The organism is Ciceribacter sp. L1K22, from assembly GCF_017599385.1.
Classification (GTDB): Bacteria; Pseudomonadota; Alphaproteobacteria; order Rhizobiales; family Rhizobiaceae; genus Allorhizobium.
On the sequence record NZ_JAGFPK010000001.1, the window covers coordinates 3,567,614 to 3,590,256 of the forward strand.

Below are 22,643 nucleotides of genomic sequence, written 5' to 3' on the forward strand. Positions count from 1 at the left end.
GAGAGACCATGATCGAGAAACGTGAATTCTACATCGGTGGCGCTTGGGTGCCCCCGTCAGTTGCGCGCGATCACGCGGTTATCAATCCGACGACCGAGGAACCCTGCGCAGTCATCTCTCTGGGTGACAAGGCCGACACGGACGCTGCCGTCGCTGCCGCCAAGGCTGCCTTTCCCGGTTGGGCCGCCACACCTCCGAAGGAGCGGGCGCGTCTGGTCGCCGGTATCCTGGTGCAATACGAACGGCGGCTTCAGGAGTTTGCCGAGGCAATCTCCATGGAAATGGGCGCGCCGATTGATTTTGCGCTCGCCGAACAGGCACCCTGCCTGCCCTGGCACACCACGAATTTCTTGAAGGCGTTCGAAGAGATCGAATGGGTACGGCCACTCGGCGATCATGCGCCGGGTGCCGCCGTTGCGATGGAGCCGATCGGCGTCGTTGGCCTGATCACGCCCTGGAACTGGCCGGTCAACCAGATCGCGCTGAAGGCCATTCCGGCGATGCTGGCCGGCTGCACCTGCGTCCTCAAGCCTTCGGAAGAGGCGCCGCTCAACGCGATGCTCTTTGCGGAGTTCTGTCACGACGCAGGAATTCCGGCTGGCGTCTTCAATCTCGTCAACGGTGACGGGGCCGGTGTCGGCAGCCAGTTGACCACGCATCCGGATGTCGAGGCGATCTCGTTTACCGGCTCTACGCGCGCCGGTATCGCCATCTCGAAGGCAGCTGCCGACAGCCTGAAGCGGGTCATGCTCGAACTGGGCGGCAAGGGTGCGAATCTCGTCTTTGCCGATGCCGACGACAAGGCCATCGAGCGTTCAGTGCGTCGGATGATGGAAAACTCCGGTCAGTCCTGCAACGCGCCCTCGCGCATGCTCGTTGAGCGTAGCATCTATGAAGATGCGGTTGAAAAGGCTGCCGCCGTGGCGAATTCCATCAAGGTCGGCCCCGCCGGAAGTCCCGGCGATCACATCGGTCCGGTGGTAAACAAGAGCCAGTGGGAGAAAATCCAGGGCTACATCCACAAGGGAATCGAAGAAGGTGGCCGCCTCGTCGCCGGCGGACCTGGCCTGCCGGAGGAGTTCAATCGCGGATTTTACGTCAAGCCGACGATCTTCGCCGACGTGAAGCCTGGCATGACGATCGAAAAGGAAGAAATCTTCGGACCCGTCATGGCGATGATCCCGTTCGACAGCGAGGAAGAAGCCCTGACGATTGCCAATGACACGGTCTACGGTCTCACAAATTACGTGCAGACCACCGATGCCGAGAGGGCGAACCGGCTGTCGCTGAAGCTCAAGGCCGGCATGATCGAGATGAACGGGAAGTCCCGCGGGGCAGGCTCGTTCTTCGGTGGCGTCAAGCAATCCGGCCGCGCCCGCGAGGGTGGCGTTTGGGGTATTGAGGAATTTCTCGAATCCAAGGCGATTTCCGGCTACGACTTCTCGATCGCGGCGGAGTAGGAAAGGACATTTGTCCTCATCAACGAACTTGGAAACCTCTCGGCCGGAAAATCTGGTCGGGAGGTTTTGTGTTTCGGCGGCGAGCTCGAGGTTGCTTATAGCGGTCCGTCAGTGGCGCTGACGTTGTCGCCCCCGAAGTTCAGCGACCCGATTTGACACGGATCAAGGATCGGGCGCTCCGCCGCCTTTAGCTTCTCCTCCATTGGTTGCCCCTATCGGCAACATTTCCGCGGAGGTTAGCATCATGACCAGTTCTCCCGTTGTCTGGTTCGAACAGCTCCGGCGTGCAGACGTCGCCAAGGTGGGCGGAAAGAATTCGTCCCTGGGCGAGATGATCCAGACCCTTGGCCAGAAGGGTGTGGATGTACCCGCCGGTTTCGCCACCACGGCGGATGCCTACTGGAACTATGTCGAGGAGAACGGGATTCGCGAAGTGATGGGAGAGCTCGTCGCCGACTGGATCGACGGCAGGACCAGTCTTGCCGAAACGGGGGCGGCGGTGCGCAAGCTCTTTCTACGGGGCAGCTGGCCGCAGGCGACAGCCGATGCGATCGTGGCGGCCTATCGGGAGCTGTCGAAACGGGCCGGCCATGATGAGGTCAGTGTCGCGGTTCGCTCGAGCGCAACGGCCGAGGATTTGCCGGATGCCAGCTTCGCGGGGCAGCAGGAGACTTTCCTCAATATTGCCGGCGAGAAGGCGCTGCTCGATGCCTGCCGGCGTTGCTACGCGTCCCTCTTCACGGATCGCGCGATTTCCTATCGCCAGGCCAAGGGCTTCGACCACATGAAAGTGGCGCTGTCGATCGGTGTGCAACAAATGGTCCGCTCGGATATCGGCGGTTCCGGGGTCATGTTCTCGATCGACACCGAGACCGGGTTCGACAAGGTCGTCCTTATCAACGCCGCCTGGGGTCTTGGGGAAAACGTCGTCCAGGGCGCCGTCGATCCCGATGAATATCAGGTTTACAAGCCGCTCCTCGAGGATATGTCGCTGAAGCCTATCATCTCAAGGAAGCGCGGCGCGAAGGCGATCAAGATGATCTACGGCAAGGGCGACCAGCCGACGCGAAATGTTCCGACCTCGAAGGCGGAACGGGCGGCCCTCGTTCTCTCCGATAAGGAGATACTGGTTCTTGCGCGGTGGGCCACGATCATCGAGAAACACTATGGCTGCGCAATGGACATGGAGTGGGCCCGCGACGGCGAGACCGGCAGGCTTTACATAGTCCAGGCCCGTCCGGAGACGGTCCAGTCGAACCGGCAGGATGCCCTCTTCAAGACCTACCATATCAGCGAAAAGGGCAAGATGCTGGTCGATGGCCTGTCGATCGGCGACGCCATCGTGTCGGGTCAGGTCTGCCTGATCGAGACCGCGAAGGACATAGACCAGTTCGTCGATGGATCGGTCCTCGTCACCTCCACCACCGACCCTGATTGGGTGCCGATCATGAAACGGGCAGCCGCGATCGTCACCGATCACGGTGGACGGACCTCCCATGCGGCTATCGTCAGCCGGGAACTCGGGCTTCCTGCTGTTGTCGGGACGGGCAATGCGACGGAAATCCTTCATACCGGCCAGGAGATCACTGTTTCCTGCGCCGAGGGGGACGAGGGACGGGTCTATGAAGGTGTGGCGGAATTCCGGATCGAGACGTCCAACATGGCGGACGTGCCGGCGACTCGGACCAAAGTCATGCTCAATTTGGGCAATCCAGGTGCAGCCTATCGCTGGTGGAAGCTGCCGGCCGATGGCGTCGGTCTGGCACGCATGGAGTTCGTCATCTCCAATGCCATACGCATCCATCCGATGGCGCTCGTCCATTTCGACCGGCTGAAGGACGAGGTGGCGAAGGAGGAAATCGCAGCTCTGACTGCGGGCTACGACGACAAGTCGCAATACTTCGTCGACAACCTTGCGGAAGGTTTGGCGCGCATTGCCGCGACGCTCTATCCGAAGCCTGTGATCGTCCGGATGAGCGACTTCAAGACCAACGAATATGCCGGTCTGATCGGCGGCGCCGACTTCGAGCCGAAGGAGGAGAACCCGATGATCGGCTTCCGCGGCGCCTCCCGCTATTATTCGCCGAGGTACCGCGAGGGTTTCGCGCTCGAATGCCGGGCGATCCACAAGCTTCGCGTCCAGATGGGGTTCCGCAACGTGGTGGTGATGATCCCCTTCTGCCGGTCCATCGGCGAGGCTGAAAAGGTGCTCGCGGTGATGGCCGAGAATGACCTGAAGCGGGGACAGGAGGGACTGCAGGTCTATGTGATGTGCGAGATCCCCTCCAACGTCATCCTGGCCGAGCAGTTCGCCCGCTATTTCGATGGCTTCTCGATCGGGTCGAACGACCTGACGCAACTGACGCTCGGCGTGGACCGGGATTCGGGCGAACTCGCCGATCTCTTCGATGAACAGGACGATGCCGTTAAGTGGATGATCGGGAGTGTGATAAAGGAAGCAGGAAAGGCCGGCGCAAAGATTGGTATCTGCGGTCAAGCGCCGAGCGATCATCCGGAGTTTGCGAAATTCCTCGTTGATTGCGGCATCGACAGCATCTCCGTCAGCCCCGACAGTTTCGTCGCGGTGAAGCAGAAAGTGGCGGAGGCGGAGAAGACGGCCAAAGGATGAGCGGGTCCTCTCCGGGCGGCAGTATTCAAGGCTGGCAGCCAGCGATCGACGACTATTGGGGAAAGGCAGCGGACATGACGGATCAGGCATCCGCGGCTCTTGAAGCCCGCCACCTGAAGAAAATCTACCGCATGGGCGACGTGTCGGTGACGGCGCTCGATGATGTGGATATCGATCTCTTCCAAGGTGAACTCGTGGTCTTGCTTGGGCCCTCGGGCAGCGGCAAGTCCACCCTTCTCAACATCCTCGGCGGCCTCGACCAGCCGACGAGCGGTGAGGTCCGCTTTCGGGATCATGATCTCACGCGGGCGAATGACCGGTTTTTGACGAATTACCGGCGCGATCATGTCGGCTTCGTTTTCCAATTCTACAATCTCATCCCGAGCCTGACCGCGCGGGAGAACGTGGCGCTCGTCACCGAAATCGCGCGCAACCCAATGCGACCGGAAGAGGCTCTGGCGCTTGTTGGTCTGGCCGAACGTCAGAACCACTTTCCGGCCCAACTGTCCGGCGGCGAGCAGCAGCGCGTTGCGATCGCGCGGGCGATCGCCAAACGACCGGACCTCCTGCTCTGTGACGAGCCGACCGGCGCGCTCGACAGCAAGACCGGTGTTCTCGTGCTCGACGCGATCCTGCGTATCAACCGGGAACTGGGGACGACGACCGCTCTCATCACACACAATGCCGGAATCGCGGATGTCGCCGATCGGGTCGTCCTGTTCGCCGACGGGCGTATTGTCGAGACGCGGGTGAACAAGGTTCGTCGCTCGACCGCCGAACTGACGTGGTGAGGCGCCATGCGAAGCCTGGACAAGAAGCTCCTGCGAGACATCTGGCGTCTCAAGATGCAGGTGCTGGCGATCGCCCTTGTGATCGCCTCCGGCGCCGCACTTCTCGTCATGGCGTTGACAACGGTGCAGGCTCTTCAGGAAACCACGACCGCCTACTATGAGCGGTCGCGCTTCGCCGATGTCTTTGCCGACGCCAAGCGTGTCCCGCAGCAGGTGTTGCGGGACATTGCCGCCATACCGGGCGTGGCTGTTGCCGAGAGCCGCATCGTCAGGGGCGCCATTCTCGACATCGCGGATTTCAATGAACCGGCGCTCGGGCAGGTGATGTCGCTTCCTTCGCACGGACCTCAACTGCAGAACGTCCTCGTCGTTCGGTCCGGACGTCTGCCCGAGCCGGGCAAGATCGATGAGGTGGCCTTAAGCGAATCCTTCGCGGAAGCTCACCAACTGGTTCCCGGCGATACGTTCGCGGCGATCCTCGGATCGCAGAAACGGACACTGCACGTTGTCGGCACCGTCCTGAGCCCGGAATTCGTCTATGCGATAGCGCCGGGCGGCATGATGCCCGACGACGAACGGTTCGGCCTCATGTGGATGGATCGCGGGGTGCTGGAGGCTGCGTTCGACATGAAGCAGGCCTTCAACAGCGTGACGCTGACACTGCTGCGCGGCGCGGATTCACGCGATGTCGTCGCGAGGCTCAACACGCTGCTTGGCCCCTACGGCGGCAGCGGTGCCTATGCTCGAGAAGATCAGATTTCCAACTGGTTCCTGCAGAGCGAGATCGAGCAGCAGATCAATATGTCGCGGATCATGCCGACGATTTTCCTCGCCGTGGCGGCCTTCCTCACGAACATGGTGATGGCCCGGCTGATCCAGACAGAGCGCCGTGAGATTGGGCTTCTCAAGGCCTTCGGCTACAGCAACGGTGCGATTGGCTGGCACTATGCAAAAATGACACTGACGATCGCCGTGATCGGGGTCGTCATGGGTTGGGCCCTCGGTGCCTGGCTCGGCCACTGGAACACGACCCTCTACGCCAGTATCTATCGCTTCCCCTTCCTGCTCTATCGTCCCGGTCCGCAAGCCTTCCTGATCGCTGGCGGAGTGAGCCTCGCGGCGGCTCTCCTCGGATCGCTGACGATGGTGATGCGGGCCGTGCGGCTGCCGCCGGCGGAAGCGATGCTGCCTCCCAGCCCGCCGGCCTACAGCCGGTCATCGGCCGCTTTCCGGATGCTCGACGAGCCGACGCGGATTATTCTGCGGCGCATCACCCGCTGGCCGATGCGGGCCGGACTGACGACCCTGGGTCTGGCAATGTCGATCGCGGTCCTTGTGCTCGCCCTGCAATGGGCCGACTCGATCACTTATCTCGCCCGTTCCGTCTTCGAGACATCGCAGCGTCAGGATGCGACGATCATCTTCGGCGACATCGAGCATGCACGCGTTGAAACCGATGTCCGGCATCTTCCGGCCGTCCTCTCGACCGAGCCGTTCCGGAGTGTGGCGGCGGAGATTTCAAATGGCAACTGCGTCGAGCGTCAGAGTATCGTCGGCCTTCCCACAAATGCTGCGCTCAGCCCGATTTACGACAACGAGCGCGGCGTCCTGCCGCCTGCCGGCGAAGGGCTGGTCATGTCGAGTGCGCTGGCGGACCTGCTCGATGTCGGGATTGGCGATCGCGTGAGAATAAGGGTGCTGGAAGGTCGGCGGGCGACGCTCGATCTTCCCGTGATCCAGACCTTCGAAACCTTCATCGGCACGCCGGTTTACATGGAAATCAACGCGCTTAACCGCCTGATGGGAGACGGCCATGTCCTCACCGGCGTTCACGTATTGCTCGATGATGTCCAGCGCCAGGAATTGCTGTCACGACTGAAGGACCTTCCCGGAATAACGGCGATCCTTTTCCGGCAGGCCGCGCTCGACACGTTCTTCAAGACCATGGGCGAGACCATTTTCATCTTCATCGGCTTCTTTGTCGTCTTCTCGATCATCCTCTCGTTCGGGGTCAGCTACAATTCGATAAGGATCGCGCTTTCAGAGCGCTCGCGCGAACTGGCAACCCTTGCGGTGCTCGGCTTCAGCCGGTGGGAGATATCCTACATCCTGTTGGGTGAGATCGGACTGCTCGCCATAGCCTCGATCCCGCTCGGCGGCGCGATCGGCTATCTGCTGTCCTGGTACATGGCCTCCGCCTTCGAAACGGAACTCTATCGGATACCGCTCGTGATACACCCTTCGACCTTTGGTCAGGCGGCCCTGATCGGGCTTGCGAGCGTGATCGCCTGTGCGGCGGTGGTTCGGCGAAGACTTGATCGTCTTGATCTCATTGGCGTCTTGAAAACGAGGGAATGATATCGTGAACGTGCTCGGCAGACGTATCATCATCTGGGGCGGCCTGTTCGCCATTCTCACCGGCGGCATCGTCTACTCGTTCCGGCCGCAGCCGGTTGCGGTGGACCTGGCGACGGTTCGCACGGCGCCGCTTCGCGTGGCGATTACCGAAGAGGGCAAGACGCGTGTTAGTGAGGTCTACACTTTGCACGCCCCTTTGCGCGGTAATCTCGACAGGCTCACGGTCGAGCCGGGCGACGCGGTTTCGGCCAATGAAACCGTTCTCGCCAATATCACCCCGGCCGTACCGGAATTCCTAGATAGCCGGTCCGAGGCTGCGCAGCGCGCCGCCGTCGAGGCGGCGGTGGCGGCGCGGGCGCTGGCTCTGGCCGAACTTGACGGCGCGAAAGTCAATCTTGACTTTGCGCGCACCGAACTTGATCGCGCCCAGGCGCAAAGCCGACACGAGGCGATTTCCAAGCGCGCCCTCGACGAGGCCGAGCGGGCGTTCAAGGTGGCGGAAACGACCCTTGCCACGGCCCGCGCGGCTCTCGATGTCCGGGAATTTGAGCTCGCGAGGGCCCGTTCGCAGCTCCTGCCTCGCGATGTCATCGACGAACGTGGCGTTGCTTGTGACTGCGTACGTGTCAAATCCCCTGTGAGCGGTGTCGTCCTCCAGGTGCTCAGGCGAAGTGAAGGCGTGGTCGAGGCAGGCTCTGCCTTGCTCGAGATCGGAGATCCCCGGAAGCTGGAGGTGGCCGTCGATCTTCTGTCCGAGGAGGCCGTGACCGTGACGCCGGGCCAGCGCGCGGTCATCCGAGACTGGGGCGGTCCTCAACTGGAGGGTCGGGTCAGGCGCATCGAGCCTTATGGTGAAACAAAGGTGTCCGCGCTCGGGATCGAGGAGCAGCGCGTCACCGTCGTTCTCGAACTTCTCTCGCCGCCGGACGAGTGGAAGTCACTTGGTCACGGCTTCAGGGTCGACGTGGATCTGATCCAGTTCGAGGCGGAGGTGCTGCAACTGCCGCTTGGGGCCTTCTTCCGCGATGGAGAGGACTGGGCCGTATTCGTTATCGAGGATGGTCTTGCCAAAGCGCGAAAGGTCAGGATCGGTCATCGGAATACGTTCGCCGTTGAGATCGCCGACGGCGTCGCGGATGGAGACCAGGTCGTCCTTTACCCAGGAAGCCAGATCAAGGACGGCCTCTTAGTCGAGCAGCGGGAGACTTCTGGGCGGTAATCGCTAGGTGGCGGTGTCCAACATGCCGGCGGATCGGGTGACGTCGGCGACGAGCTTGAACATCAGCGTCTGGATCGAGGTCGGACGCCAGTTCCGGCGATAGGTGAGGCCGATCGGTCTCACCAGATGGTCGGTCGGATGATCGATTGTGACGAGCATTCCATTGTCGCATTCCGGCTGAGACTGGTGCCGCGACAGGCAGCCGAGATGATCGCTTTCGTTAAGTAGTCCACGCATCAGGAGAAGGGACCCGGATTCGATGACCCGCGATGGCGGCGCCTTGCCGGCAGCCGTGAACAGGGTTTCAAACTGATCCCGCGTTGGTGTTCCCTGGCGCGGCACCACCCAGGGATAACCGATGAGATCGTCGAGGCTGACATCCTGCTTGCTGGTCAGCGGATGCCTGGGACCTGCCAACAGAGCCAGACGATCATCGAACAGTGCCTCCTGCACGATGTCACCGATGGGAGCCGGATCGCGCAAGGCGCCGATCAGGAAGTCGATCGTCCCGCGTCTCAATCCCCCGAGAAGTTCGTCATAAGGACCATCCAGGAGTTTGACCGGATAGGTGGATTTTAACTCGCGAAACTGGGCAAGCGCTCGGGGCAGGATGGTGGAACGGGCGAGCGGCATGGCGCCGATCACGATGCGCCCGGCTTCCCCTCCGTTGATGCCTGCAAGTTCCGCGTCCGCCTGGTCGAATTCGTAGATAGCCAATCGCGCCGCCTCGATCAGAGCCTGACACAGCCGGGTCGGGAGAATACCGAATGAGGTGCGCTCGAAGAGACTCCGGACCGCCTCCTGTTCGACTTGGGTCACCGCGCGATGGACAGTGGGTTGTGCAAGTCCTAGCCGGCGGGCGGCGAGCGTGAAGTTCTCGCTCTCCGCCACCGCGATCACCGCCAGTAGTTGCGAGTAGCTGAGCGTAATCTTCAGGCGCGGAGAAATGTCGGCGAGCACCGGGTCGAGGAGCGCGAAAGCGCTTGTGACGCGGTGCTGGAGCACCTCGCCCCGATCGGTGAGAAAGAAGCCGTTTGGAGACCGCTCGAAAAGTGGCCCTCCAGCTTCGCGCTCCAGCTTGTTGATTGCCTGGGTCACCGCCGGTTGCGAGATATGCCAGTGCTCCGACGCGGCCGTCAGCGTCTTGAGTTCCGCCACCGACGCGAAGAGCCGCAGATGTCTGAGATTGCGCGGGATCATAGGCTGTCCAGCACCCTATCGGCACGCAAGGCCAAGTCATCCGGGCCGGGGTCAAGGTGCAGGGCTGCGAGGCGTCTTTGCCAGCCAACCGTGGCGCGGCTTATCGCGTCCGGCAGGCCGAATGCTGAGAGTGTTGCGCAGACTTCCTCCATCTCGGCGGCGCGGCGGGCTCCGTGGACCATCATGCGCTCCAGATTGTAGGTCGCCCGACGGCGCCAGTCGATGCCGGGATCGGATGCCTGCAGAGATGCGAGGACGGCATCTTCGACGCCCGCCCGACGGGCCGCGAGCAGACATTCCGTTGTTAAAGCCTCGAACCCCTTGATCATCACCGATCGCAGCATCTTAATGCTGGAGGCATCTCCTACCCTCGCACCGGCAATCTCCGGGCACATGCCGAGTCGGACCAGGAACTTCATTGCCGCTTCGGCATGCGGGCCGGACAGCAGCACCGGAACCTCGTGGCGTTTCGGATAGACGGGAGCCATGATCGCGACGTCGACATAGCGACCGCCCGCCGCCTCGATGACGGCTGCCGCCTCGATCTTTGTGTGCGGAGAGCATGAGTTGCCGTCGAGCCAAAGGCAGTCTGCGCTGATGAACGGCGCGCAGTCGCGTGCGGCCTGAAGCGCCTGATCGGCGGTAACGAGCGAAAACACCAGTCCGGCAGTCCCAACGGCGTCTGCGGGATCGGTGCAGAGTACGACGTTTGCCTCCTTGCCGCGATGTTGCAGTTGGTCGATGTCAATTCCCTGCCGGAGCTTCATGTCATAGGCGAAAACGTCACTCGGCGGCCGTGTCCAATGCCCGGCGATCGCATGGGCTGCTTCTCCGAAACCAACAAAACCGATCGCCGGGAAGTCGTTTTTTCTCGCCGCCATGGATGTCTCCTTAACCTTCGTCCGAATGTTGCAAAGACGGCGTCGCGTTTCCAGTCACTATAGCTTCATCTTATGGGCCGTCCCGGCGTTTCGATTTGCGTCCAGGACATCTCCAGAGCATGGCTTTGGCAACAACAAACGAGGAGGAAAAGCTATGTCCGGGGAGAAAGGGGCGGTAAAGACCGCGCTTGTCATCAGCGCGCATGCTGCGGATTTCGTTTGGCGATGCGGCGGGGCAATCGCGTTGCACGCGCAAAAGGGTTATGCCGTTACCGTGGTTTGCCTCTCGTTTGGTGAGCGCGGCGAATCTGCCAAGCTCTGGAAGCAGCCGGGCATGACGCTCGACAAGGTGAAGACGGCGCGGCGAACAGAGGCCGAAAAGGCGGCTGAAGCGCTTGGCGTTTCCCATCTGATCAGCTTCGACCTGGGGGACTATCCACTTCGGCTGACGGACGAGGACAAGTACCGGCTGGTTGATGTCATTCGTGATGTGCAGCCGGATTTCATGCTCAGCCATTCGCAGTATGACCCCTACAATACCGATCATATGTATGCGACGCAGGTTGCGCTCGAAACGAGGATGATCGCGCAGGCTTGGGGCCACAAGCCGGGCGAAAAGGTGCTTGGCGCGCCACAGTTGTATCTCTTCGAGCCGCACCAGACGGAGCAGATGGGCTGGAAGCCTGATGTCTTCCTCGACGTGACGCCGGTATGGGACAGAAAGCGTGCGGCGATCGAGTGCATGGAAGGACAGGAGCATCTGTGGGACTACTACACTCGCGTCGCCGAAAACCGCGCCAACCATTTCATGCGCAATTCCGGCGGTCAGTCGGGCGGACGAAACGCCAAATATGCCGAAGGCTTCCAGTCGGTCTTCCCGCGCACCGTGGACGAGCTTTGATCGATTGAGCGCTCCGGAGGAGGAGAAGACATGTCGCGACCGACCAACCCGTCTTTCGACATTGCGCACCTCGCGCATGTCGAGATGCTCACCGACAAATTCGAGGAGAGCCTGGACTTCTTCACGCGCATCTATGGTCTGAAGCTCTCCGGCCGGGACGAGACGTCGGCCTATCTGCGCGCCTGGGACGACTATGAGCATTGTACTCTGAAGCTCACACGCTCCCACACGACGGGCGTCGGCCACATCGCCTATCGCGCCGCAAGCCCCGAGGCTCTGAAGCGGCGGGTGGAGGCGATCGAGGCATCCGGCTACAAAGTGCACGGCTGGATCGATGGCGACCAGAGCCATGGCCGTGCGTTCCGGTTCGAGGACCCTTTCGGCCATGTCTTCGAAATCTATTGGGAGACGCGTTGGTATAAACCGGAAGAGGAGAGTGAAAGGGCCGCACTCAAGAACACCGCGTCGGCTTTTACAGGTGCAGCGCCGCGCCGGCTCGATCACCTCAATCTGTTGAGTTCCGATGTAACCGAATTCCGTCGTTTCATGGAAACCTGTCTAGGATCGCGGGTGACCGAGATGATCCGCCTCGACAATGGCCGGATCGGCGGGTGCTGGTTCACCATCAACAACAAGACCTATGACCTTGCCTGCACGGAGGAACATGGCGGCGGTGTCGGCCGCCTGCATCACGTCACCTATGCGACGGACCAGCGCGAGGACATCCTCAGGGCGGCGGACATCTTCCTGCAGAACGGCGTTCACATCGAGACCGGGCCCCACAAGCATGCGATTCAGGGAACATTCTTCCTGTATGTATGGGAGCCTGCGGGCAACCGCGTGGAACTCGCCAATGCCGGCGCTCGCCTGATCCTCGCACCTGACTGGGAGCCCATTGTCTGGACGGAAGGCGAGCGCAAGAAAGGCCAGGCCTGGGGTCTGAAGACGATCGAGACCTTCCACACCCATGGCACGCCTCCGGTCAAGAAGGAACATTGATCATGGGTGTTGTGGTCCAGAACATCGAGCGAGCATCGGCAGCGGTCATCGAGGGCCTGTCCGTCGCCGGTGTGGCGACAGTGCATGAGGCGCAGGGCCGCAAGGGCATGCTGGGTAGCTATATGCGCCCTATCTATGCTGGAGCCCAGATCGCGGGTTCCGCCGTCACCATCTCGGCGCCGCCTGGCGACAACTGGATGCTGCATGTGGCGATCGAGCAATTACGCGAAGGCGATATCCTCGTGCTCGCGCCTACAAGCCCGTGCGATAATGGCTATTTCGGAGACCTTCTGGCCACCTCCGCCATGGCCAGAGGTTGTCGCGGCTTGGTGATCGATGCGGGTGTCCGCGACATTCGCGACCTCACGGCGATGGGCTTCCCGGTCTGGTCGAAGGCAATCTCGGCGCAGGGCACCGTTAAGGAGACGCTCGGTTCGGTCAACGTTCCGATCGTCTGCGCTGGCGCCCATATCGAGGCCGGCGATGTCATCGTGGCGGACGACGACGGCGTCTGTATCGTCAGGCGCGCGGAAGCGGAAGGCGTGCTGGCAGCGGCCGAGAAACGTCTGGCAAATGAAGAGGTGAAGCGAAAGCGGCTGGCTGCCGGCGAACTCGGTCTCGACATCTATAGCATGCGCGAGGCGCTCGCCGCCAAGGGGCTCAAATATGTCTGAGGATGGAGTTCGTTGCCTGTGGATGCGCGGCGGCACATCCAAGGGTGCGTACTTCCTGAAGGAGGATCTGCCGGCGGACCCCGCTAGCCGTGATGATCTGTTGTTGCGGATCATGGGTTCGCCCGACCCGCGCCAGATCGACGGCATAGGCGGGGCAGATCCTCTCACGTCCAAGGTTGCGGTGTTGTCACGCTCGACGCGCGAGGATGCCGATGTCGACTATCTGTTCCTCCAGGTCTTCGTCGACCAGGCGCTGGTGAGTGCTGCGCAGGGATGCGGCAATATTCTTGCCGGCGTCGGTCCCGCCGCAATCGAACGCGGACTCGTCGCCGCTATGGACGGCGAGACACCAGTGCGCATTCACATGGTGAACACTGGTGAGGTGGCCGTGGCGCGCGTTATGACGCCCGGTGGTCACGTGACCTACCATGGAGGCACCGAAATTGCGGGCGTACCGGGTGCGCACGCTGCCATTCCATTGCTCTTCATGAACATCGCCGGATCCATGTGTGGCAGCCTGCTGCCGACCGGAAGCGCGGTCGATGTGATCGACGGCGTGGAGGCCACGCTCATCGATAATGGCATGCCCTGTGTCATCATGCGCGCCACAGATTTCGGACTGACAGGGCGGGAGACGCGGGAGGAAATTGAAGCCGATATGGCTCTCAAGAGCCGGATCGAAGCGGTCCGCCTCAAAGCCGGACCCATGATGAACCTCGGCGACGTAACAGCCGCCTCAGTCCCGAAAATGACGCTTGTCTCAGCGCCGGTCGACGGTGGCGCAATCTCGACGCGCAGCTTCATTCCCCATCGTGTCCACGCGTCAGTCGGTGTCTTCGCCGCGATCACGGTGGCCACTGCGACGCGGCTGGAAACGGGGCCGGCCCATAGCCTTGCCCTCCAGCCTGTCGATGGCCGCTACCTCATCGAGCATCCGACCGGCGCGATGGAGGTTTTCCTCGATATCGGTACAGAGGGCGAAATCAAGGGCGCTGGTTCGGTGAGGACGGCACGCAAATTGTTTGATGGGCTGGTGTTCGCGCGATAACAAATTCGCTCGGCTGATTTATCCTGAAATTATGGGTGTTCCGCTGATCAATCCGTAGGAAGCCAAGCAGCATTGTTCCTATGGGCTTACGAGTATAGCGCGGAAATCGTTGACGTTCGTCAGCGTCGGACCGGTGACGATCTGCCGGTCGATGGCCTCAAAGAAGCTATGGGCGTCGTTGTCCGCAAGCATTCGCGAGGCATCTGTACCTGCCTCCTTTGCTGTTTTGAGCGTGTCGGGCGAGACAAGCGCGCCGGCCACTTCCGCCGCGCCATCCACACCATCCGTGTCACAGGCAATGGCGTGTATGCCTCCGGCGCCCTCGAGCGCGATCGCCAGCGCCAGGCAGAATTCTGCATTCGGGCCGCCGACGCCTCCTCCACGGCGCGTCACGGTGAGTTCGCCGCCGGACAGGAGAAGAACCGGGGGATCGCCCGGCCGCAGGTTTGCCTTGATTTTCAGCGCCTGGTTTGCCTGTGCTTGCGCCACGTCACGCGCCTCCCCCTCCAACCTGTCGCCGAGCATTTGCACGGCGCAGCCGGCCTCTTTCGCAAGGTCTGCGGCGGCTTCTAGAGACTGACGCGGTGCGGCGAAAATGAGGTTCTCGACCCTCGACAGCCTGGGATCGTCAGGGGCGACAACGCCGGTGGTGCTTTGAAGCGCGTGCCACACGCTATCGGGAACATCGACCTTCCAGCGGCGAAGGACCTCGGCCGCTTCCTCGCGTGTCGACCGGTCCCCGACGGTAGGGCCGGAGCCGATGAAAGCCGGATCGTCGCCGGGCACGTCCGAGATCATCAGCGCCAGCATGCGCGCCGGATAGGCCGCCGCTGCAAGCTGCCCCCCTTTGACCCTGCTGAGGTGTTTTCTGACCGTGTTCATCCGGTCGATGGGCGCGCCTGAAGCCAGAAGTGCGGCGTTGACTGCCCGTTTCTCGTCTAGCGTTATGCCATCGGCCGGCTGCACCAGAAGGGCAGAGGCGCCGCCGGAAATCAGCGCCAGCACGAAATCGTCCTCCTTCGTCGAGTGCAGCAGATCGAGCATCCGTCCGGTTGCCGTCAGTCCTGCCTCATCGGGCACGGGATGAGCCGCCTCCACGATTTCGATTTCCCGGCACGGTCTTGCGTAGCCGTAGCGCGTGATGACGAGCCCGTCGCAAGGACCCCAGGCAGCCTCGACGGCCTCGGCCATGCGCGCGCTCGCTTTGCCGGCGCCGATGACGATCACCCGGCCCTTTGGCTTCGGCGGGAGGAACCGCGCCAGCGATCGCATTGGATCGGCCACCTCGACCGCCCGATCGAAGAGCCGTCGCAAAAAGATATCCGGTTTTTCGATCATGCTCGCTTGCCTCGTCCGCTCGTCTCGCGGACCACCAGTTCGACAGCGCTTAGAGCTTCCGGTGCCGGGGCGCGCTGCTCTTCCAGCCAGCCGAGAATCGTTGTGGCGATCTGTTTTCCGAATTCGGCGATGCCGCAATGGACGGTCGAAAGCGTCGGATAGACCTGGCTGCATTCCTCGATGTCGTCGAATCCGACGATGCGAAAATCCTGCCCGACCGTGCGACCCATCTTCGTAAAGCCGGAAACCATGCCGAGCGCCACGAGATCGTTGAAACAGACGGCGGCATCCACATCAGGGTGTTCGCGCGACAGGATTTCCGCGGCTTCGCGTCCGAAGGCACGGCTGCTTCTCCCTGCAAGGACCAGCGGTTCCATGCCGGCTTCCGCCAAAGCGTGCAGATAGCCCGACATGCGTTCCTGCGTTACCGCGCGTCCTTCAAGCCCGCCGACGAAGGCAATGCGGCGGGCGGAAAGGTCGAGGAGATGCTTTGTGGCAATCAGGCTTCCCAACCGGTAGTCGGGCGCTGCAAAAGGAAAGAGGTCGATACGCGGGTCGACCTTGCGCAGCACCTGCATCGTCGGAATACCGGCCCTGGCGATCAGATCGAAGGTGGCCATTTCCTCGCCGTATGCGGGTGAAATGACAAGAGCCGATATCCCGTGCTCGATAATGGCGGAGACGACCTGTGCCTGGATCGCGGCGTCCTCGTCGGTGTTCGCGAGCACGGTCGCATAGCCACGTTCGGAGAGCGCCATTTGCAGCGACGTCGCGAACTCGGTGAAGAACGGGTTGCGCAGATCGTTGAGGACAAGGCCGATCAGGCCGACATTGGACGAACGAAGATTGGCGGCCGAGCGGTTGTAGACGTAGCCGATCTTGTCCATCGTCTCGCGCACGAGCCGTCGCGTCTCCGCGCGAACCAAGGGGCTGTTCTGCAGCACGAGGCTGACGGTCGATTTGGACACGCCAGCCACGCGCGCCACGTCCACGATTGTCGGCCTGCGCTCCATGGCTGCTATTCTATCCCGTTCATCTCAAGCAAGAGACGCATCCTTCTCACGGCAAGCTCGGGATCGGCAAGAAGATTTGCCTGATCTGCAAGGCGAAAGACCTCGCTGTAGTGCACGATGTCGCGGCTCGACTGGAAGCCGGCCGGCATGATGAAGTGCCGCTGGTAGCCGTTGAGCCAGGCAAGAAAGGCAATGCCCGCCTTGTAGAACCGCGTCGGTGCGCGGAAGATTTCCCGGCTGAGCGGCACGGTTGGTGCGAGAAGCCGGTGATAGGTCTCAAGGTCGCCACCCGCCAGCGCGTCCAGTGCCTGCGAGGCGGCGGGGGCTATGGCCGCGAAAATGCCGAGTAGCGCGTGCGAATAATGCCGGCCGTCTCCGGCTATAAGGTCGGCATAGTTGAAGTCGTCGCCTGTATAAAGCCTGACCCCTTCCGGAAGACGGGCACGGAAGGCCTCTTCGTGTGCCTGATCCAGAAGCGAGATCTTGATACCGTCGACCTTGGACGGGTTCTCCTCGATCAGCGTGAGGACGAAGTCGCTGGCCGTAGCAACGTCTTCGCTGCCCCAATAGCCATTCAGGGCCGGATCGAACATGTCGCCGAGCCAGTGCAGGATGACCGGCTTCGCCGCGCCATCGATGAGGCGCCGGTAGACCGTATGATAAATCTCAGGTCCGGCATTGATGGCGGGAAAGGCGCGCGACGCCATGAGGATCAACTGTCCGCCGGCCGCTTCGATCGCCTCGGCCTGATGGTGATAGGCTGCGAGAACCGCATCAGCACTTCGAAGATTTTGTATCGCCACGTGATCCGTGCCGGCGCCGCAGGCAACGCGCGGTTTCATCGGGTGGGCTTTGGCGGCAGCCATCGTCCTTTCGATCAATTCAAGCGCCGTCTGCCAGTCGACTCCCATACCACGCTGGGCCGTATCCATCGCTTCGGCAAGGCCGAGACCCTGGTTCCAGAGGTTCTCGCGAAAGGCAAGGGTGGCGTCCCAGTCGACGGCCGGCCGGCTGTCCCAAGGATTGCGCTCGCGCAGCGGATCGGAGACCACGTGCGCGGCGGCGAAGGCGGTACGCGTCAAAGGGCGCGTCGGAGCACGCGGGACGAGCGGCTTACCCTGAAGGTCATAGTCCGCGATACGGTTATTCTGTGTCGGCAAACGTATCATGGCTCATGCTCCGTGATCGGCGCGGATCATATCGGCGGCCTTTTCGGCGATCATGATCGTGGCTGCATTGGTATTGGACGAGACGACCGTCGGCATAATCGAGGCGTCGACGACCCGTAAGCCCGCAATGCCGTTGAAGCGCAGTCGGGGATCGACGACCGCTGCCGGGTCCGAACCCATCCGACATGTCCCGGCCGGATGATGGTCGGTTTTTGAGTGCGTGCAGGCGTAGTTGAAGTAGTCCTCGTCGGTCTGGACATCTGGTCCCGGAAGCCGCTCCGCCTTCACGAAGGGCTTCAGCGCATCCTGCCGCATGATATCCCGCGCGATCTTCAGGCCGCGTATGGACATTTCGCGATCGTAAGGATCTTCCCAGTAGTTCGGATCGATTAGCGGTGCCGCCGCCGGATCGGACGAGGCGAGCCGCACCGTGCCGCGCGAGCGAGGGCGAAGATAGGCTGAATTGAGCGTCACCCCGCCGTTTTTCATCGCGGCGACGCCGGCCTCGATGCCCGAGCCGAGACCCAAGTGAAACTGAATGTCGGGCGAGCGAGCCTCCGGGTCGGCATACCAGAAGCCGCCCGTCTCGAAGAGGCTGGAGGCGACCGGCCCGGTGCGCGAGAGAATATACTGGAGGCCGGCGAGCAACGAGAGATGCGGCTTGGCATAACGGTCATAGGTGTGCGGACCGGTGCATTCTGCAATCACGAACAGATCTAGGTGATCCTGCAGATTCGCGCCGACCCCGGACTGGTCGAAGACGACAGGTACGCCGATGGCCTTCAGATGATCTGCCGGGCCAATCCCGGACAGCATCAAAAGCCGTGGGCTGCCGATTGCGCCGGAGGAAAGGATGACTTCACGGTCGACACGGACGATGCCCTCGTCGGCAAGCTCGACGCCTGTCGCCCGCCCATGCTCCGTAACGATCCGCAGAACCTGGGCACCCGTCCGAATGGTCAGGTTCTTCCGTCCTTTGGCGGGGTTGAGATAGGCAATCGAGGCCGACGAGCGACGGACGTTGCGTTGGGTGAGCTGATAGTAGCCAACACCGTCCTGTTTCTCGCCGGTCATGTCCGGATTGAAAGGGATGCCGAGTTCTCCCGCAGCCTTGAAATAGGCCTCGCAGATCGGTAGAGGCGCTGCGGGCTTGCTGACGCCGAGTGGGCCGCCTTTGCCATGATAGCGATTGTCGAACGTATCGTTGTCCTCGGCCTTGCGGAAGTAGGGCAGCACATCGTCGTAGGCCCAGCCCTCGCAGCCCATTTGCCGCCAGCCGTCATAGTCGAGCGCGTTGCCGCGCGTATAAATCTGCGCGTTGATGCTCGATCCGCCGCCAAGCACTTTCGCCTGGGTATAGCGGATTACCATGTCCTTCATGTGCCGCTGCGGCACGGTTTGCCAGCCCCAGCTGCCGATGCCCTTGGTCATTTTGGCGAAGCCCGCCGGCAGATGATAAAAGGGGTGCCAGTCGCGTCCGCCGGCCTCCAGAAGCAGGACTTGGAGGTTTGGGTCTTCTGAAAGGCGCGCCGCCAGTACCGACCCCGCGGACCCTCCCCCGACGATGATGAAATCATAGGACGTTTGCATGCTCTGCTCCTAAAGGCGCGGGATCGAAAGACCGCCGTCGACCGGAATGACAGCGCCGGTGGCGAAAGCGAGATCGCCCTTGGCCAATGGCACGACGATACGGCCAATGTCTTCGGGTTCGCCCCAACGCCGGGCCGGCACGAGGCCATCTTCAATGCGCGCCGTATATTTGTCCTTCACTCCGGCGGTCATGGCAGTTGCGATGATGCCGGGCCTGAGTTCGAAGGCACCGATGCCGTGGGCTGCAAGACGGACCGCAAAGAGCTCCGCCATCATCGCGGCGCCAGCCTTCGAGATGCAGTATTCGGCCCGCTCGACCGACGCCATCGTGGCGCTGACGGACGTGACGAAGATGAGGGAACGGTAGGTTTCCGACGGTCTGTCCACCATCCGCCGCGCGACCTCCTGGGCCAGGAAGAAGGTGCCGCGCAGATTGATGCCGAGAACATGGTCGAAGCTGTCGGGCGCCAGCTCCAGCATGTCGCCCCGTATTTTGGCCGGCACGCCCGCGTTGGAGACCAGCGTGGTGACAGGCCCCATCTGATCCTCGATACGGTCGAGCAAGGAGCATACCTTGTCGATCTCCTGCAGGTCATGCCTGATGTAGCGGGCCTTATCTCCCAGCGTCCCAAGCGCCGCCGTCACCTCAGGCGCATCAGAGTCGAGATGGGCGGCGAGCACGACGTGAAAGCCTGCTCCGACAAGCGCCTCGGCGATCCCGAAGCCGATGCCCTGCTGTCCGCCGGTGATCAGCGCAAGCGGAGTCACGATGCGAACTCCGTCTCGTTGATGTGTTTTGCGGCCCTTAGCGCCAGAGCCGCGATGGTGAGGGCCGGATTGACAGCAGCCGACGTCGGCAGGATAGAGGCGTCGACGATGAAGAGATTGTCGTGGTCGTGACTGCGACCGAAACTGTCGACGACGCTGGTCCGTGGATCGGAGCCCATGCGGGCCGTGCCGCACTGATGGGATGGTGTTCGTCGATCGAAGGTGCGGGACAGCACGATCGGGTAACCCGCCTTTCGCAACAGCCGCTTCAGCTTTTCGACGAGTGCAAGATGCGCGTCCCAGTTGGACCGCTTCCAGTCGAGCACGATCTGCCCGTTCTTCAGTGTCACGCGGCTTTCCGGATTGGGCAGATCCTCGGACATGGCGTACAGATCGAGCGAGCGATTGGCGATCCAGTGCGCAAGCGAAGGCGGCAGGGGAGAACTTGCAGCGAGGATCGGCCCGGTGATCTTGCCGAGCAACTGGATGTTGCCGAGCGGCTCGCCGCCCAGGCCGCCGGTCAGGTAGAAATCGTTCACCATCAGGGTCTTCTGGTAGACCGATGTATTCCGGCGCAGGGGATGAAGTGCAAGCACGGCGGAACAGTTGTGATTCATGAAATTTCGGCCGACTTGATCGGAGCGGTTCGCAAGGCCGGTCGGATGCGCATCATCAGCCGAGCCGAGAAGCAGCGCCGCCGATCGCACCGCGCCGCTTGCCAGAACGACGAGAGGGGCTTCGATCAAAGCACGCTGGCCGTTTTCTTCAACCTCGACGCCCGTGACGCGGCCATCGCGGCTGATCAGGCGTTTCGCCTCGCAGCCGGTGCGAAGGCTGACATTTGCCTGCTTTAGCGCGGTTGCGAGACTGACAGACTCGGCATCCATCTTGCCGCCGCAGGTATCGGGAAAGGCGTCCCAGGTGGTTCGTCCATGTGCCAACCAGCGGTCGATATCCACGCCTAGCGGGAGGGAGGCCGGGTGGAGCCCGACCTTCCTCAGTCGCTTGCGAAGGTCTGCAATGATAGGCTCGTCCGGTACCGGTGCGTAGGTGTAGCTGCCGGAATGCGCTGGCTCTGTCGGGTCTTCGCCCAGCGTGCCCCGGACCTGAAAAAGGTTTTCCGCCTGCTGATAGAAAGGCTCGATGGTCTCGTAGGCAATCGGCCAGCCGGGGGTGGAACCGCCCATGTGCCGCAAAGGTGAAAAATCCTCCCGGCGATAGCGGATCAGCACGGCGCCGTAGAACTTGGAGTTTCCACCGACATAATAGTAGTTGCCGGGATTGAACGGCTGACCGTCCCCGTCAAGCCATTCCTCCTTGGGGCGAAATCGTGCCTTGCCGAAGATCGCTTCCGGATCACGATCGGCCGCGGAGGGTGTCAGTCGCTCACCCTTCTCGATCATAAGGATGTTGCGGCCAGACGGCGCCAGTGCCGCGGCAAGGGTCGCCCCGCCCATGCCTGAGCCAATGATGATGACGTCTGGCGCGGTCATGGCCGGATACGCTCTTCCGTCTTCGGGTCGAAGGCGACAGCCTTTTCCATGTTGACGGCAAAGTCGAAGCTCTGGCCGGCGCGGATGTCGATATCGGCACGCATTCGGGCGATAACGTCTTTCCCGCCCAGGGTCATGGTGATGAACGTGTCGGACCCTGCCGGCTCGGTGATGACGACGCGGTTCTTCAGGCTGACGACGTTTTGTGATTTGCGATCGGCGCCTTCCGGGTCGGTGATCGCTTCCGGCCGGATCCCGAGCAGAATGTCCCTGCCGTCCCATTGGGCGAGGTTTTGCTGACTGAAGCGCAGAGCCTGTTCGCCGCCCTCGCCATCGCTGACCAGCGCATGAGGAACGCCCTCGCGGACGACGACGCGCGTCGGCAGCACGTTCATCGCCGGGCTTCCCATGAACGTCGCCACGAAGACATTGGCGGGCTTGTCGTAGATTTCCTTCGGCGTGCCGAGCTGCTGGATATAGCCCTTGTTCATCACCGCGATGCGGGTCGAGAGCGTCATCGCCTCGATCTGGTCGTGGGTGACATAGACGATCGTCGTCTTCAGCTTCTCATGCAGTTTCTTGATCTCGGTCCGCATGTCGACGCGCAGCTTGGCGTCGAGGTTGGACAGCGGCTCGTCGAACAGGAAGACGTCGGGATCACGCACGAGCGCACGGCCCATGGCGACGCGCTGGCGTTGACCGCCCGAAAGCTGGCCGGGTTTCCTGTCGACCAGATGATCGATCTGGAGGAGTTTGGCCACCTCGGCGAGCGCCTTGTCGCGCTCCGGCTTGGCGACACCATGCATTTCGAGGCCGAAGGTGATGTTCTGGCCCACCGTCATGTTCGGGTAGAGCGCGTAGGACTGGAAGACCATGGCGATGTTGCGCTTGGACGGATGGACGCCATTGACGACCCGTCCCTTGATAGAAATTTCTCCCGAGGAGATGTTTTCAAGCCCGGCGATCATGCCGAGAAGCGTGGACTTGCCGCAGCCAGACGGGCCGACGAGAACCAGGAATTCGCCCTCCTCGACCGAGATATCGACGCGGTGGAGCACCTCGAGCTGTCCATAGGACTTGGTGACGTTTGAGATGTCGAGAAAGCCCATCTT

General features: G+C 61.9%; 18 protein-coding genes. 9 read left to right on the top strand and 9 right to left on the bottom strand.

Translation table 11 applies throughout. From position 1 onward, the window contains the following. Positions 1 to 8: 8 nt before the first annotated feature. The 5 genes from J5J09_RS17540 to J5J09_RS17560 all read left to right on the top strand — a co-directional run bounded on the left by J5J09_RS17540 (position 9) and on the right by J5J09_RS17560 (position 8,457). The gene (locus J5J09_RS17540; RefSeq protein WP_208552756.1) at positions 9 to 1,460 is read left to right on the top strand and encodes an aldehyde dehydrogenase family protein; all 1,452 of its coding nucleotides are present in this window, start codon (positions 9 to 11) and stop codon (positions 1,458 to 1,460) included. Positions 1,461 to 1,704: 244 nt separating this feature from the next. Then, complete coding sequence (gene ppsA, locus J5J09_RS17545; RefSeq protein WP_208552757.1) at positions 1,705 to 4,089, top strand: phosphoenolpyruvate synthase; 2,385 nt, start codon at positions 1,705 to 1,707, stop codon at positions 4,087 to 4,089. 74 nt (positions 4,090 to 4,163) lie between these two features. Further along, positions 4,164 to 4,880 (top strand): ABC transporter ATP-binding protein, encoded by a 717-nt coding sequence (locus J5J09_RS17550; protein WP_208553622.1) that lies wholly within the window; start codon positions 4,164 to 4,166, stop codon positions 4,878 to 4,880. Between the two features lie 6 nt (positions 4,881 to 4,886). Then, a complete protein-coding gene (locus J5J09_RS17555; RefSeq protein ID WP_208552758.1) occupies positions 4,887 to 7,238 on the top strand; it encodes an FtsX-like permease family protein in 2,352 nt (783 codons plus the stop codon). 4 nt (positions 7,239 to 7,242) lie between these two features. Then, positions 7,243 to 8,457 carry an HlyD family efflux transporter periplasmic adaptor subunit gene (locus J5J09_RS17560; protein WP_208552759.1) on the top strand — a complete coding sequence of 405 codons (1,215 nt, stop codon included), beginning with the start codon at positions 7,243 to 7,245 and terminating at the stop codon, positions 8,455 to 8,457. A 3-nt stretch (positions 8,458 to 8,460) separates the two neighbouring features. Here J5J09_RS17560 and J5J09_RS17565 read toward each other — a convergent pair whose 3' ends face one another. Next, positions 8,461 to 9,657 carry a LysR family transcriptional regulator gene (locus J5J09_RS17565; protein WP_208552761.1) on the bottom strand — a complete coding sequence of 399 codons (1,197 nt, stop codon included), beginning with the start codon at positions 9,655 to 9,657 and terminating at the stop codon, positions 8,461 to 8,463. Then, the gene (locus J5J09_RS17570; protein ID WP_208552762.1) at positions 9,654 to 10,538 is read right to left on the bottom strand and encodes an NAD(P)-dependent oxidoreductase; all 885 of its coding nucleotides are present in this window, start codon (positions 10,536 to 10,538) and stop codon (positions 9,654 to 9,656) included. The genes J5J09_RS17565 and J5J09_RS17570 overlap by 4 nt, the downstream gene beginning before the upstream one ends. A gap of 154 nt (positions 10,539 to 10,692) precedes the next feature. Here J5J09_RS17570 and J5J09_RS17575 point away from each other — a divergent pair, with 154 nt between their 5' ends. Genes J5J09_RS17575 through J5J09_RS17590 form a run of 4 tightly spaced genes read left to right on the top strand, consistent with a single transcriptional unit; the run spans position 10,693 to position 14,160 of the window. Continuing rightward, the gene (locus tag J5J09_RS17575) at positions 10,693 to 11,439 is read left to right on the top strand and encodes a PIG-L deacetylase family protein (RefSeq protein ID WP_208552763.1); all 747 of its coding nucleotides are present in this window, start codon (positions 10,693 to 10,695) and stop codon (positions 11,437 to 11,439) included. A gap of 30 nt (positions 11,440 to 11,469) precedes the next feature. Further along, the gene (locus J5J09_RS17580; RefSeq protein WP_208552764.1) at positions 11,470 to 12,438 is read left to right on the top strand and encodes a VOC family protein; all 969 of its coding nucleotides are present in this window, start codon (positions 11,470 to 11,472) and stop codon (positions 12,436 to 12,438) included. A 2-nt stretch (positions 12,439 to 12,440) separates the two neighbouring features. After that, the gene (locus J5J09_RS17585) at positions 12,441 to 13,112 is read left to right on the top strand and encodes a 4-carboxy-4-hydroxy-2-oxoadipate aldolase/oxaloacetate decarboxylase (protein ID WP_208552765.1); all 672 of its coding nucleotides are present in this window, start codon (positions 12,441 to 12,443) and stop codon (positions 13,110 to 13,112) included. After that, entirely contained in the window at positions 13,105 to 14,160 is a 1,056-nt protein-coding gene (locus J5J09_RS17590) for a 4-oxalomesaconate tautomerase (protein WP_208552766.1), read from the top strand. Before J5J09_RS17585 ends, J5J09_RS17590 begins: the two co-directional genes overlap by 8 nt. A gap of 78 nt (positions 14,161 to 14,238) precedes the next feature. Here J5J09_RS17590 and J5J09_RS17595 read toward each other — a convergent pair whose 3' ends face one another. From J5J09_RS17595 to ugpC, 7 genes are read right to left on the bottom strand one after another with little or no spacing between them, the layout of a single operon-like run. Then, positions 14,239 to 15,498: a glycerate kinase gene (locus tag J5J09_RS17595; RefSeq protein ID WP_208552768.1), complete on the bottom strand. Its 1,260-nt coding sequence runs from the start codon at positions 15,496 to 15,498 to the stop codon at positions 14,239 to 14,241. After that, complete coding sequence (locus J5J09_RS17600) at positions 15,495 to 16,511, bottom strand: LacI family DNA-binding transcriptional regulator (RefSeq protein ID WP_208552769.1); 1,017 nt, start codon at positions 16,509 to 16,511, stop codon at positions 15,495 to 15,497. Before J5J09_RS17600 ends, J5J09_RS17595 begins: the two co-directional genes overlap by 4 nt. A 5-nt stretch (positions 16,512 to 16,516) precedes the next feature. Continuing rightward, on the bottom strand, positions 16,517 to 17,680 hold the full coding sequence (locus tag J5J09_RS17605) for a dihydrodipicolinate synthase family protein (protein ID WP_208552770.1): 1,164 nt from the start codon (positions 17,678 to 17,680) through the stop codon (positions 16,517 to 16,519). Between the two features lie 3 nt (positions 17,681 to 17,683). Beyond that, positions 17,684 to 19,270, bottom strand: coding sequence for a GMC family oxidoreductase N-terminal domain-containing protein (locus tag J5J09_RS17610; RefSeq protein WP_208552771.1), 1,587 nt, complete (start codon positions 19,268 to 19,270; stop codon positions 17,684 to 17,686). A 9-nt stretch (positions 19,271 to 19,279) separates the two neighbouring features. Then, on the bottom strand, positions 19,280 to 20,041 hold the full coding sequence (locus J5J09_RS17615) for a 3-ketoacyl-ACP reductase (RefSeq protein WP_208553623.1): 762 nt from the start codon (positions 20,039 to 20,041) through the stop codon (positions 19,280 to 19,282). Next, positions 20,035 to 21,531, bottom strand: a complete 1,497-nt coding sequence (locus J5J09_RS17620) for a GMC family oxidoreductase (RefSeq protein ID WP_208552772.1) — start codon at positions 21,529 to 21,531, stop codon at positions 20,035 to 20,037. Before J5J09_RS17620 ends, J5J09_RS17615 begins: the two co-directional genes overlap by 7 nt. Then, complete coding sequence (gene ugpC / locus J5J09_RS17625) at positions 21,528 to 22,640, bottom strand: sn-glycerol-3-phosphate ABC transporter ATP-binding protein UgpC (RefSeq protein WP_208552773.1); 1,113 nt, start codon at positions 22,638 to 22,640, stop codon at positions 21,528 to 21,530. Before ugpC ends, J5J09_RS17620 begins: the two co-directional genes overlap by 4 nt. Positions 22,641 to 22,643 lie beyond the last annotated feature (3 nt).